General features: G+C 60.1%; 13 protein-coding genes. 7 read left to right on the forward strand and 6 right to left on the reverse strand.

What is annotated here, in order from left to right:
* Window positions 1-49: 49 nt before the first annotated feature.
* The 3 genes from KW842_RS03985 to KW842_RS03995 form a co-directional block, all read right to left on the reverse strand.
* Window positions 50-439, reverse strand: coding sequence for a DUF3224 domain-containing protein (locus KW842_RS03985; protein ID WP_218303099.1), 390 nt, complete (start codon window positions 437-439; stop codon window positions 50-52).
* Window positions 440-955: 516 nt separating this feature from the next.
* Window positions 956-1,699, reverse strand: a complete 744-nt coding sequence (locus tag KW842_RS03990; RefSeq protein ID WP_255583292.1) for a LuxR family transcriptional regulator — start codon at window positions 1,697-1,699, stop codon at window positions 956-958.
* Between the two features lie 2 nt (window positions 1,700-1,701).
* Entirely contained in the window at window positions 1,702-2,235 is a 534-nt protein-coding gene (locus tag KW842_RS03995) for a DUF1993 domain-containing protein (protein ID WP_218302768.1), read from the reverse strand.
* A gap of 222 nt (window positions 2,236-2,457) precedes the next feature.
* Here KW842_RS03995 and KW842_RS04000 point away from each other — a divergent pair, with 222 nt between their 5' ends.
* Complete coding sequence (locus KW842_RS04000; protein ID WP_218302769.1) at window positions 2,458-2,685, forward strand: hypothetical protein; 228 nt, start codon at window positions 2,458-2,460, stop codon at window positions 2,683-2,685.
* Between the two features lie 525 nt (window positions 2,686-3,210).
* Here the strand turns inward: KW842_RS04000 and KW842_RS04005 are convergent.
* Window positions 3,211-3,579, reverse strand: coding sequence for a DUF6404 family protein (locus KW842_RS04005; protein ID WP_218302770.1), 369 nt, complete (start codon window positions 3,577-3,579; stop codon window positions 3,211-3,213).
* 252 nt (window positions 3,580-3,831) lie between these two features.
* Between KW842_RS04005 and KW842_RS04010 the strand changes: the two genes are divergently transcribed.
* Window positions 3,832-6,663, forward strand: coding sequence for a pitrilysin family protein (locus KW842_RS04010; RefSeq protein WP_218302771.1), 2,832 nt, complete (start codon window positions 3,832-3,834; stop codon window positions 6,661-6,663).
* An 11-nt stretch (window positions 6,664-6,674) separates the two neighbouring features.
* On the opposite strand, the gene KW842_RS27840 is transcribed toward KW842_RS04010, so the two are convergent.
* Complete coding sequence (locus KW842_RS27840; protein ID WP_373925124.1) at window positions 6,675-6,776, reverse strand: DUF4844 domain-containing protein; 102 nt, start codon at window positions 6,774-6,776, stop codon at window positions 6,675-6,677.
* The gene (locus tag KW842_RS04015; RefSeq protein WP_218302772.1) at window positions 6,777-6,962 is read right to left on the reverse strand and encodes a hypothetical protein; all 186 of its coding nucleotides are present in this window, start codon (window positions 6,960-6,962) and stop codon (window positions 6,777-6,779) included. It abuts the gene before it with no gap.
* Between the two features lie 154 nt (window positions 6,963-7,116).
* Here KW842_RS04015 and KW842_RS04020 point away from each other — a divergent pair, with 154 nt between their 5' ends.
* The 5 genes from KW842_RS04020 (at window position 7,117) to KW842_RS04040 (ending at window position 12,095) form a co-directional block, all read left to right on the forward strand.
* Entirely contained in the window at window positions 7,117-7,551 is a 435-nt protein-coding gene (locus KW842_RS04020; RefSeq protein WP_218302773.1) for a DUF411 domain-containing protein, read from the forward strand.
* 142 nt (window positions 7,552-7,693) lie between these two features.
* Window positions 7,694-9,904, forward strand: coding sequence for a bifunctional diguanylate cyclase/phosphodiesterase (locus KW842_RS04025; RefSeq protein WP_218302774.1), 2,211 nt, complete (start codon window positions 7,694-7,696; stop codon window positions 9,902-9,904).
* Window positions 9,901-10,581, forward strand: a complete 681-nt coding sequence (locus KW842_RS04030; protein ID WP_218302775.1) for a Fe2+-dependent dioxygenase — start codon at window positions 9,901-9,903, stop codon at window positions 10,579-10,581. Before KW842_RS04025 ends, KW842_RS04030 begins: the two co-directional genes overlap by 4 nt.
* 99 nt (window positions 10,582-10,680) lie before the next feature.
* Window positions 10,681-11,169 carry a sigma-70 family RNA polymerase sigma factor gene (locus tag KW842_RS04035; protein ID WP_218302776.1) on the forward strand — a complete coding sequence of 163 codons (489 nt, stop codon included), beginning with the start codon at window positions 10,681-10,683 and terminating at the stop codon, window positions 11,167-11,169.
* Window positions 11,160-12,095, forward strand: a complete 936-nt coding sequence (locus KW842_RS04040; protein ID WP_218302777.1) for a FecR domain-containing protein — start codon at window positions 11,160-11,162, stop codon at window positions 12,093-12,095. Before KW842_RS04035 ends, KW842_RS04040 begins: the two co-directional genes overlap by 10 nt.
* Window positions 12,096-12,114: the final 19 nt, after the last annotated feature.

The raw sequence follows: 12,114 nt of genomic DNA on the forward strand, positions 1-12,114 counted from the left end.
GCGATCTATCATTTGCGACGATTCAGCCTGAGTCCTCGAAGAATCTCATTCAAGGCAGGGAGTAGTCGAAGTGATAATAGTGTTTTCCGCTCGTGATCTCTATCGTCATAGCGCCGGTGATGCCCATCAGCTCGCCCGTTCCGGAATCTGGTACCACCGTCAACACGAGCGACGATGCGCCGCGATTCATCGTACCGCTGTGTTGCAACACGAAACTGCCCTTGTGCCCGTTTAGACTGCCTTCCACGCGCTCCATCGCCACGTAGCCGGCGGAACCGGATACCGCGGTGCGAAATGCCAGCATCTCACCCAAGCTGTGCGCCACAAGATCCCCATCGAATTGTTTGTCAATAGTCATCCGGCCGAGACCAGTGGGCTCGATGCCCGGAGCCGGCGGCTGCGGTGTCAATTTGACGTCGAATTGTCCTGAAGCCTGCATTGTCTTCTCCTTAGTTCCGATGTGTGCCTCCGCGTGACCTATAAATGCCAACAGAGCGAAGATTCCTGCCAGTCGTTTGATGATCATCGTAATGTCCTTTGCGTAAAATACGCGAAACATTGTATGCCGCTGGGTCTCATTATGATTGGAAAAACGCGAACCATTTTCCTGAGGCGCGGACTCGATTGAGCTAATGTCCGCATGTGGCGGAACTCGGCCGGGACCATAGAGGATAGCATCTTGCTCATCTGAAAAATACGCTAAATCTCACAAGTCCGATTGGCGGTGTTCAATGCCATGGAGGGAGACGGCGAGTGGGAACAGGGACGGCAACTTATGTGAATCGCTCGCGGTAGTGCTGAGAATACTGCCATAGGCAAACTGAGGAGCCAAGCCAAGTGGCAGTTCAGGATGCTAACCGCTAGTGGTTTCGCGATGCTAATCAATGGTTGGCATGCTAAATGGTGGTGGTTTGGATGCTACTACTCACTTAGCATGTAACTACCTCGACGGACTTCATGCGCGCGGCTTGACCAGGCCGTACATGACGGCCTTGGCCACGGCATGTTGGCGGTTCGAGGCGCCCAGCTTCTTGATCACCGAAGTGAGGTGAAAATTGATGGTGCGTTCCGCCACGCCGACGATCTGGGCCATTTCCCAGGCGGTCTTGCCCTCGCATGCCCAGAACACGCACTCCAGTTCGCGCTCGGTTAATTCGTTGACCTTGGGGTTCTCGATCTTGTCGATGCGGATGTAAGCGTCGAAAAGGTAATTGCTGAAGATGCCGGCGGCCGGCAGCAGATTGCCGAGCCGGTCGTCGTCCAGCGTCAGGTCCGAACTGGCCATGCAGAAGAAGGCGGTCTGCCCGCTCGGAGGACTGAGCGGCACCGTCAAGCCACGGTGCAGGCCATGCGCCCTGCCGCGCTCGATGAAGGCCTTTCCCTCGCCGGCGCCTCCCTGGGCAGCGGGCAGATATTCCAGTTCACTCCAGAGGATTGGCGCGGTATTGGAAAAGCTGTACTGGAGGATCGGATCGACCGAGGATGCTCGGCGCTGCAGATAATGGTCGACCCACTCCGTGGGAAAATTCGTCACGGTGATCAGGCGCGGCGAGGTCAGCGACACCGCCTCGCATACGGCGAACATATAGTGCGGCATGCTGGTCGCGCTACAGAAGTCCCTGCAGATGGATTTCAAATCTGTCAGGTGAGGCGCCTTCGACAAGGCATCGCGGAATGCGCGGAGGTGGGAATAGTCCATCGCTACTGCAGGTTGTCCAGATCGGCCGGATCGCACTCGTCGGTGAAGACGAAGCCGAGCGGGTATCGATGATAGCCGTCGAAGTCGGCTTTCCCGATCGGCACCCCGGCATGGCGGGCGATCGCATACACCATTGCATAATGGAAGAAGAAATTCGGCATGGCGTACATCTGGTAGTACTCCCACCCGTCCAAGTTCAGATCGGCAAAGCCTGCCGCCGTCGAAACGGACTGCGCGCCAATCCGGCCGAACGCATCATCGGGAATGGCCGCCAGATAAGCGCAGGTCGAGTCCAGCTCGGCCAGAACGCTTTCAAAGCTGTCCACGTCGTCGCTGAAGGAGACGATATCCCGGCCGGCTAGCGGGCAGACGGTGCGCAGTGTGAATCCGATCGCCGTTTTCGCCTGCTGCAGCAGCGGAAACATATCCGGATAGAGCCGCTGGCCGCCGATCGCTTTATCGACAGCACGTACACGGTCGAGCACTTCGCGTAGCCTGCTCAGGTAATGCAAGAAAATTTTGGTTGGCACGACCACGTTGTCTACTCCTGTTCCCGGCACGGTTAGCATGTCGATGGCGCACGTAACCGCATTTTTCCGCTACGCCCCCGCTACTATAGCGAAGTGCCTCGGCCTGCTCACCTGTCAGATCTAACACCGCGCTCCCTGCCATATCTAACAGGGACATCTGACAGCTTCACACACAGCAAGCAGCGCCTCAGAATGGCTTCTCTAATCAACCCAACCGGAGGAGCCAGCATGCACACCCACCCAGCCGCCGGCGAGCGGCGTCGTCTTAGCCTCGTGATCATGGTGGCAGGGTATGCCGCCGCCTGGATGATGGTCGTACCCGTGATGGTCAACCTCGCGCAGACCGGGCTCATCGCGCGGCATCATCTCGAAGCCCATCCGAACTATCACCTTCGCTATCCACCCTACAGTCCATCCCATTGCTTTTGGCCGCTTTCTGACATCATTAGAGTTTAGGAGTTTTTCTCCATTCAAGCCAAGATGCCGAAAGCAAATACACAATGAACACGCCCGCAGCAGTTACAAAGTCTTGGAGATCAAGTGTACGATATCGAACCCAATGCCCACCTAGCACTATTGCCGTAGGGATAGCGGCTTGAATACCAAATTGACGCAGTATGGCAAGCGGTGAAAATTTCCTCATAAATCCTCTCTTGAATCATGTAAGTCCGCCCATGGCCGCAAGGTGCCTGCCGGCCTATAATGGCCTTTAGAAGCCATCAGCTACTGTATGTGGCATAGCCCATCAGGATGGGTTTTGACTTCTTCTGAACTCTGCAAATCAATTGCGCACGACTTGTATAGCTTGTAACTGAAGCCATCGAACTTGAATGCTAATAACGGTAGCCCCCCAATGACTATGCCGCCCGCTACACAGTTTGCCATCTTTCAGTTGCCACCGTCTGCTGCGGGCCGTTCGCAGTCAACAAGTCTTTCATGCATCCGTAAACAAATCCTAAACGCTGCCGCAGGCCAAGAGCATCATTCCCGCTTCTGGACTTCACCCAACGACGCCCACGACGGCAAGCCGTATTTGCGACGTGCATGCGCGTAGTAGAGCGCCATCAAAAATCCAAAGAACAGTCCGGCGCAACAAGAAACGGCGATGGCGGCCGTTCCGCTCAGGCCTTGCTGTGACCACATGGAGAACCACATGCAAACGCCCCAAGCACCGCTGAACCACCCAGCCGCCAAAACCACCGTTTGAAAAAAGGGCATAAAGTGAGGCGGTGGCATGTCGATGCCCATCCGCCAAAGCAGACGCAGATATGGAGGCTCATAATTGCAGCGCCAGATGCCCGTATCTTTCAAGATCGCCAGCGACCGCGCGCGTCGGGAATGAAAAGTCATAACAAATCATAAAAATTGATTGATGGAAAACTATACACGACCATGGCAACTCCGAAATACGCGCTTTGTCACGCCATCGACTCCCCTCCTTGACTGACAAGCACGCGCTTCGCCATCACCTTATCAAAAAACTTATTGTTTCGTTGATGGAAAGATGTTTTTTGATTAAAGTCTGCCTTGGTGACGGCCGTAGTGCGCCCCTCGATCCGGTTGCAGGGACGGTCGCCCGCTTATCCATGACAGGACCACGCAATGACCAAACATCTGACCTTCCCTGCGCTTATCGCCGGCCTGCTGCTGGCTGCGTCAGTGGCCGCAGCACCGGCGCTAAGCGACAAGGTGCCCGCCAATCCCAATCTAAAGACCGGCAAGCTCGACAACGGCCTCAGCTATTACATCGAACGCAACGCCAAGCCAGCCCAGCGCGTCGAACTGCGCCTGGTCATCAACGCAGGCTCGGTGTCGGAAGACGACGACCAGCGCGGCATGGCTCACCTGCTGGAGCATATGGCGTTCAACGGTAGCAAGCATTTCAAAAAGCATGAACTGATCGCCTATCTGCAATCAATCGGCGTCCGCTTCGGCGCGGACCTGAACGCCTCCACCGGCTTCGACGCGACCATCTACATGTTGCCCATCCCGACCGACAAGCCAGCCAATCTGGAACAAGGCATGACCGTGCTGGAGGATTGGGCGCACGGCCTCACGCTGTCCGACAAGGACATTGACGACGAGCGCCAGATCGTGCTGCAGGAAAAGCGCATGCACGCCGGTTACGGCCAGCGCAGCACGGAAGCCATGCTGCCGAAGCTGACCAACGGCTCGCGCTACAAGGACCGGCTGCCGATTGGCACCGAGGATTCGATCCTGAACGCCAAACCAGAAGCCCTGCGCCGCTTCTATGCCGACTGGTATCGCCCGGATCTGATGGCCGTGATCATGGTCGGCGATGTCGATCCGGAGCAGGCGGAAAAGATGATCAAGCGTCACTTCGCCGGCCTCAGCATGCCCGCCAATCCGCGCCCTCGCCCGACCTACACGCCGGCGCCGCTGGCTACGCCGGACGCCCTGGTCTTTCTCGACAAGGAAGCGCCGGCCAACAACGTGCTGCTGTACTACTCGACCTTTGCGCGCAAGCCGCCGGAAACCGTCGGTGAATTCCGTGATGCTCTGGTTCGCCAGTTGTTCAGCCAGCTGATGAAGATGCGCTTCGGCCGCTTGACCCAGGTCGCGGAACCGCCTTTCCTCGGCGGCGGTGCTGGCGAAAATGCCGTGCCATTCGGCGTCAACCAATTCGGCTTTACCGCAGCGGCCGCAGTTGGCAAGGCTGGCGTCAATGCGGCGATCGACGCACTGGTGCAGGAAAACATGCGCGCCCGCCAGTTCGGTTTCCCTTCCAACGATTTCGACGTGGCCAAGCAAAATATGCTGGCCGGTTACGAATACAACGCCAGCTCGCGCGCCACCCGTGATTCGGCTATCGTGCTAGGTCCGTACATCCGCCACTTCCTGGCAGGTGGCGCGATTCCCGGCGCCGATCAGGAAAACGCCTACGCCAAGACGCTGCTGCCGACCATCACGCTGGACGAAGTCAACGCCTATGCAAAGAGCATGATCCCCGCGACCGCGCCCAAGCTGGTGCTGTACTTCGCCCACAACAACAGCGTCCCCGCTGGACAGACGGCGCCGACCGGCAGCGAACTGCTGGCGCGCGCGGAAGCAGCCGCCAAACTGCCGGTGACGAAGCCCGAAGAGAAAGCGCTGCCGGCCAATCTGATGAGTTACAAGCCGGAACCCGGTACCGTCATCAACCAGACCGAAGACAAGACACTCGGCGTGACCACGTTGACGCTGTCCAACGGCGTCAAGGTCATGCTCAAACCCACTGACTTCAGCAAGGACAAGGTGCTGATGCTGGCGGTGCGGCCCGGCGGGCAGAATGCCTTCCCGCTCTCCGAGAAGAGCACCGTCCGCTTCGCCAGCGCGGTACAGAATGCGATGGGTGTCGGTTCCTACACGCCAGCCGATCTGCAACGCGTGCTGGCTGGCAAAGCCGTCTCCTTCAGCGCTCAGCTGAATCTGTATGCAGACCAGTTGAGCGGTAGCAGCCGCAGCGAAGACATCGAATCGATGCTGCAACTGAACTACCTGTCCGTGACCAGCCCGCGCCGCGACGAGAATCTGTTCCGCTCCTTCATCACGCGCAGCGCAGAATCGGTGCGCAACCGCTCCGCCATGCCGGAAATGCGCTTTACTGAAGCACGCATGAAAACCGTCTTCGGCAACCACCCGCAGCTGGACCTGCCGCCGCTGCCGCAGGACTTTGAAAAGCTCAACCTGGACCGCACGCTGAACCTGCTGTGCACGCGCATGTCGTCGGCCAAGGGCATGACCTACCTGTTCGTTGGCGACTTCGACATCGAAAAGCTCAAGCCTTTGCTGGCGACTTATGTGGCGACTCTGCCAGTAAGCGACCTGCCGCTCACTTACCGCGATGCGGGCATCCGTCAAGTGCCAGGCGTGTTGCGGCAGGAAGTCAAAGCAGGCGTCGAGCAGAAAAGCCTGGTCACTTTCGATTTTGGCGGCGACGTGCAATACGTCTACGCGGAATCCTGGCCACTGAGCCTGTTGGCCGACGTGCTGAACCTGCGCATCACCGACGAACTGCGCGAGAAGCAGAAGCTCATCTATTCCGGCGGCGCCAGCGTTCGCTACGAAAAAATACCGCGCGGCTCATACGCCGTGGCGATTTCGCTGCCGACCTCACCGCAAAACGTGGAGAAGGTGGAAGCCGCTGTTTGGGCCGAAATCGAGCGCCTGCAAGCCGAGGGGCCGACGGTGGAGGATCTGAACAAGGTGAAGCAAGCCCGGCTTCAATCCTACCGTCGCGCGCTGCGCGAGGACGGCTACTGGATGAATTACCTGCGCCAGGGCGTGCTGGAAGATAAAGACCCGCACGAAATTCTGAAGGTCGAGCAGCGCATCAATAGCGTAGGCGCCGAAGACATCAAGGCGGCCGCAAAACGCTTCCTCGACCGCAAGAACCATGTAGAAATGGTGTTAAAGCCGGAGGAAGCGAATTGAGACAGTCGGCGTTAGCTTAGCCAGCCATACGGGAATCCATAGCGCCAGACGTTGAATAACTCGCCCGAGTTCTCCACGCCGCAGATATCCAGCATCCGCCCGAAATACCTCACTTAAGTGGCGGCCGGTTTGGCACTATGGCTTATGCCATCTTTAAATCCACGGACGAAGTCCTCGCCAGCGCCATGTGCGAGCCAGACGAATGCGGCAGCCACCAGCAATGCGCGATTGTTTTTCTTAAAACCCAGGATCAGCAAGGCAGCGCCAGCGATCAGCAGAAACAAGGAAATAGCGGTCATGTGTATTTGAAGTTAAAGCAATGTATCAATAATAACAAATTGGCGTGCGGAAAAATACACACATTCTCACTTAAGCTTAGTTTGATTTGCATCAAAGATCAGCAAGCCTGTAGCACCGTATCGTGCCGGTACGCTTAACACCAAGGGAGTAAATATGAAACGCATCACAGTAGCAATACTGTTGTCCATTCAAGCCACGGCATGGGCCGCATCGCCGGTGGTCGATGTGTACAAGAGCGCCACCTGCGGCTGCTGCAAGGAATGGATCAAGCATCTGGAAAAGAACGGCTTCACCGTTCACGCACATGAGGTGGACAACCCTTCCGACTACCGTGAAAAGTTTGGCATTCCCCAGCGCTTCGGCTCCTGCCACACCGGCGTCGTGCAAGGCTATGCGCTGGAAGGCCATGTACCGGCCGCCGATATCCAGCGCCTGCTGAAACAAAAACCGAAAGCCAAAGGACTGGCGGTGCCAGCCATGCCGATGGGTTCGCCCGGCATGGAAGGTCCACGCCAGGACCCGTATGACGTCTACCTGGTCAAACAGGACGGCAACGCCACCATCTACAACCACTACGGCCCTAAGTAAGCAAGCGCTCCTCAGGCTGAATTTTCGATAACTAAACGCATTCTTACTTGATTTAGGACATTTTTTTGCGTTGCCGCGCGGGCTAGACTGATTGCCGCGCGCGGCGCGCCCTTGCGCGTCGGCCCACCATAGGAAGCCACGCATGCTTGCAGACCCGACGGAATTGGACCGTACCGCCAGTACCATGATGATCTCCGACGCCGACATCCAGCAGCGCCTGCTGTTTCTGGAGGTAACGGCCGAGGACATCAGACTGTTGCGCGAGATCCATCCGCTGCTGCAAGCACGGCTACCGGCAATCATCGCCGGCTTCTATCGCCATCTGCAGACCATGCCGGTGCTGCGCAGGATGCTGGCCGACCCGGTGGTACTGGACCGGCTGCACCAGCTGCAAGGCGCGTATTTTGAGACGCTGACCGCCGGCGACTATGGCCCCGACTACGTACGCCACCGCTTGCGCGTCGGCCTGGCCCACCAGCGCATCGGCCTGGCGCCGGAATGGTATATCGGCGCCTACCGCAAATACCTGGGCGATCTCGGCCCGGTGTTGCAGGAGCTGCTGCACGACCGCCCCGCCCTGCTGCTGCCCACTTATAACGCGCTGATGAAAGTAGCCAGCTTCGACATGGGCCTGGCGCTGGACACCTACATTCAAGCAAGCCGCAAGCAGCTGCGCGACAGCGAGGCCCGCTTCCGCGCAGCCTTTGGTCAAGCGGCAGTCGGCCTGGCGCAGTTGTCGGCCGAAGGCCGCTGGCTGCGCGTCAACCGCAAGCTGCAAGACATCGTCGGCTACACCGAAGAAGAACTGCGCTCCATGCACCTGTCCGACTTGGTGTCGCCCGAAGACTGGCAGATGGACGCGCCGCTATTGCACGCGCTGGCGCACGGCGAGCTGGAAACCTCCGCCCGCGAAAAGCGCTATCTGTGCAAGGGCGGCCACCAGGTCTGGGTCAAGGCGACGGTGACCGCCATGCAGCCGGACGGCAGCGCGGCCACGCTGGTGGCGGTGATCGAAGACATTTCCCAGCGCAAGCAGTTCGAGGAAGAACTGATGCACCTTGCGCGCCACGACGCGCTGACCGGTCTGGCCAACCGCACCTTGCTGCTGGACCGCGTATCGCAGGCCATCGCCCAGGCGCGCCGCAGCGGCAACCAGGTCGCCATGCTGTTTCTCGATCTCGACCGCTTCAAGACCATCAACGACAGTTTGGGGCATGACGCCGGCGACCGGGTGGTGGTCGAAGTCGGCCGCCGCCTCAAACATGCGGTGCGCGACGCCGACACCGTGGCCCGCTTCGGCGGCGACGAATTCGTGGTACTGCTGCCGGAGCTACCCAACGAGAATATCGCCGCCGGACTGGCGCAAAAAATCCTCAACGCGCTGTTCGAGCCGATGCTGATCCAGGGCCATGAGCTGGCGCCCGCGTGCAGCGTCGGCATCAGCCTGTTCCCGCGCGACGGCGCCGATGGCAAAACATTGCTGAAAAACGCCGACGCCGCGCTCTACCAGGCCAAGGCCATGGGGCGCGGCAACTACCAGTTCTATTCCGAAGAAATGAACGCCCGCACGCTGGACCGGCTGACGCTGGAAAGCGGCTTGCGCCATGCGGTCGAGCGCGGCGAGCTGCAACTCAAGTACCAGCCGCAAATCGACCTGGCGAGCGGCACGGTGGTCGGCGCCGAAGCGCTGCTGCGCTGGCAGCCGGCCGGCCAGCATCTGGTGATGCCGGACGCCTTCATCACCATTGCCGAGGAAACCGGCCTGATCGTCACCATCGGCGAATGGGTGCTGCGCACCGCCTGCGCGCAACAGGTGGCGTGGCAACGCGCCGGACTGCCGTCGCTGCGCATCGCCGTCAATCTGTCGGCACGCCAGTTCCGCCAGCCGGGACTGGACACGATGGTGGCGCGGGTGCTGGAGGAAACCTGCTGCCGGCCGGATGTGCTGGAACTGGAGATCACCGAATCGGTGCTGATGGATCGGCCGGACGCCGCCGCCGTCACACTGCAACGCCTGAGCGACATGGGCGTGCAACTGGCCATCGACGACTTTGGCACCGGCTATTCCAGCCTGTCCTACCTGAAGCGCTTCCCGATCAACGCGCTGAAGATCGACCGCTCCTTCGTCAGCGACATCTCGGCCGATGCCGACGATGGCGCGATCGCCGGCGCCGTCATCGCACTGGCGCACAGCATGGGCCTGACGGTGGTGGCGGAAGGCGTCGAAACCTCGCAGCAGCGCGACTTCCTGCGCCAGCTGAAATGCGACCAGGCACAGGGCTTTTACTTCAGCGAACCAATGACAGCGGCAGCGCTGCAAAACACTTTCTACTATGGAGAAGCACAAGCATGATGTTACATATCCCCGGCGTGCTGACGCCCGAACAAGTGGCTTATATGCGCCAGCGCCTGAAAGACGCCGACTGGATCGACGGCCGCGCCACGGTCGGCGACCAGGGCGTCAAGGTCAAGAATAATCGCCAGCTGGCCGAATTCACGCCGCTGTCCACCGAGTTAGGCCAGATCGTGTTGGATGCGCTGGCGCGCAACCCGCTGTTCTTCTCGGCGGCGCTGCCGCTGCGCACCTGCCCGCCGATGTTCAACAATTACGCGGGCGGCGGCACTTACGGCAACCATGTGGACGGCTCGATGCGCCGCATGTCGCCCAACGGCCAGTGGCTGCGCACCGACGTGTCATCGACCCTGTTCCTGACCGATCCCGACGAATACGAGGGCGGCGAATTGGTGGTCGAAGACACCTACGGCACGCACGAAGTCAAGCTGCCGGCCGGCGACCTGATCGTCTATCCATCCACCAGCATCCACCGCGTGGAGCCGGTCACAGGCGGCGCCCGCATCTGCTCGTTCTTCTGGAGCCAGAGCATGGTACGCGACGATATGAAACGCTGCATGCTGTTCGACCTGGACCGCAATATCCAGGCCTTGCGCGCCCGCCTCGGCGACTGCGACGAGGTGGTTGGCGTCACTTCGCACTACCACAACCTGCTGCGCCAGTGGAGCGAGGCCTGAAACTCCGCTGGCCTTCAAAACTACCGGAATACGCAAAAGACCTGCTACAATCCCCTTTTTAAATGATAATAATTCTCATTTATTTAAGAGGGATGCGCATTGGCTGTCAGTGTAGAAAGTCTGTATCGCGAGCATAGTTCCTGGCTTACCGGCTGGCTGCGGGCGCGGCTGGGCCATTGCTCGGACCGCGCTGCCGACTTCGCGCAGGACACTTTCTTGCGCATTTTGCAGTCCCGTCCGGTGGTGGCGGACATCGCCCAGCCCAAGTCCTACCTGGCCACCATCGCGCGCGGGCTGATGATCGACCACTTCCGCCGCAACGACATCGAGCAGGCCTACCTGGCCGAGCTGGCGCTGGTGCCGGAGGCCTTGCAGCCTTCGCCCGAAGAACGCGCGCTGCTGCTGGAAACGCTATGCTCCATCGATCTCATGCTGACCGGCCTCGGTCCCAAGGTGCGGCAAGCCTTTCTGCTGTCGCAGATCGACGGCCTGGATTACGACAGCATCGCCAGCGAGCTGGATGTCTCCGTTAGCAGCGTCAAGAAATACATGCGCAAGGCGGTTACGGAGTGCTTGAAATGTCTGTGACGCCGCTGACCGGACAGCATCTGGAGGCAGCGGCCGACTGGTTCCTGCTGCTGGCCGAAGATCCCTCGACAGAAACGCGCGCCCGCTGGCAGCGCTGGCACGACGCCGCCGCCGCGCATCAACTGGCCTGGCAAAAGGTGGAAAAGCTGCAAAGCCTGCTGGCCGCAGCGCCACGCCAGACCCGGCTTGCGCTGCAAGCGCCGCAACGCAAGCCGCGCCGGCATGCGCTGGGCGCACTGGGCCTGGCGCTGGCGGGCGGCTTGATCTACGCGCTGCTGCCAGCCCGGCCGGCAGCGCCACAAATCGCCTGGAACAGCACCCTGCGCGGCGAGCGCCGCGCCATCCGGCTGCCGGACGGCGGCCAGCTCTGGCTGGGATCGGATACGCGCATCGGCGTCGCCTTCCATGCCGGCGCACGCGACATCTATCTGTCGCATGGCGCGATGCAACTGACCAGCGGCAGCGATCCGCAAGCGCGGCCCTTGCGAATTCTGACGCGCGACGGCATGGTACGGCCACTCGGCACGCGGCTGACCATCAGCGAATACCCAACACGCACCGCGCTGGCCGTGCAGCAGCACGCTGTCGAAGTTCTGCCGCTGAATGGCGCCACAGTGCGCATCGAAGCCGGCCAACGGGTGTCCTTCAGCGCCGCCGGCTGCGGCCAGCCTGAACGTGCGCCGGTTGCCGAAGACGCCTGGACCAAAGGCCTGATCATGGCCATGAATATGCCGCTCGCGGAATTTGCCGAGCAATTCGCACTGCAATCCGGCCAGCCGGTCGCGGTGGCGCCGGCTGTAGCGAGCCGCCGGGTGTCCGGCACCTTCCAGATCGACGCACCGCAACGTTCGCTGCAAACCCTGGCCGACGTGCTGGCCGTGCGGCTCGACAAAACAGCGGACGGCTGGCAATTCCGCCCCCGTTGAAAATATTTTGCCTGGCCGT

It is taken from the genome of Duganella sp. sic0402 (assembly GCF_019219065.1).
GTDB lineage: Bacteria > Pseudomonadota > Gammaproteobacteria > Burkholderiales > Burkholderiaceae_D > Rugamonas.

Bases quoted from the DNA above. Each gene is read 5' to 3' on its own strand.
- KW842_RS04030 (WP_218302775.1), top strand. From the start codon at position 9,901: ATGATGTTACATATCCCCGGCGTGCTGACGCCCGAACAAGTGGCTTAT.
- KW842_RS03990 (WP_255583292.1), bottom strand. From the start codon at position 1,699: ATGGACTATTCCCACCTCCGCGCATTCCGCGATGCCTTGTCGAAGGCG.
- KW842_RS04015 (WP_218302772.1), bottom strand. From the start codon at position 6,962: ATGACCGCTATTTCCTTGTTTCTGCTGATCGCTGGCGCTGCCTTGCTG.
- KW842_RS03985 (WP_218303099.1), bottom strand. From the start codon at position 439: ATGCAGGCTTCAGGACAATTCGACGTCAAATTGACACCGCAGCCGCCG.
- KW842_RS04010 (WP_218302771.1), top strand. From the start codon at position 3,832: ATGACCAAACATCTGACCTTCCCTGCGCTTATCGCCGGCCTGCTGCTG.
- KW842_RS04040 (WP_218302777.1), top strand. From the start codon at position 11,160: ATGTCTGTGACGCCGCTGACCGGACAGCATCTGGAGGCAGCGGCCGAC.
- KW842_RS04005 (WP_218302770.1), bottom strand. From the start codon at position 3,579: ATGACTTTTCATTCCCGACGCGCGCGGTCGCTGGCGATCTTGAAAGAT.
- KW842_RS04025 (WP_218302774.1), top strand. From the start codon at position 7,694: ATGCTTGCAGACCCGACGGAATTGGACCGTACCGCCAGTACCATGATG.
- KW842_RS04000 (WP_218302769.1), top strand. From the start codon at position 2,458: ATGCACACCCACCCAGCCGCCGGCGAGCGGCGTCGTCTTAGCCTCGTG.
- KW842_RS04020 (WP_218302773.1), top strand. From the start codon at position 7,117: ATGAAACGCATCACAGTAGCAATACTGTTGTCCATTCAAGCCACGGCA.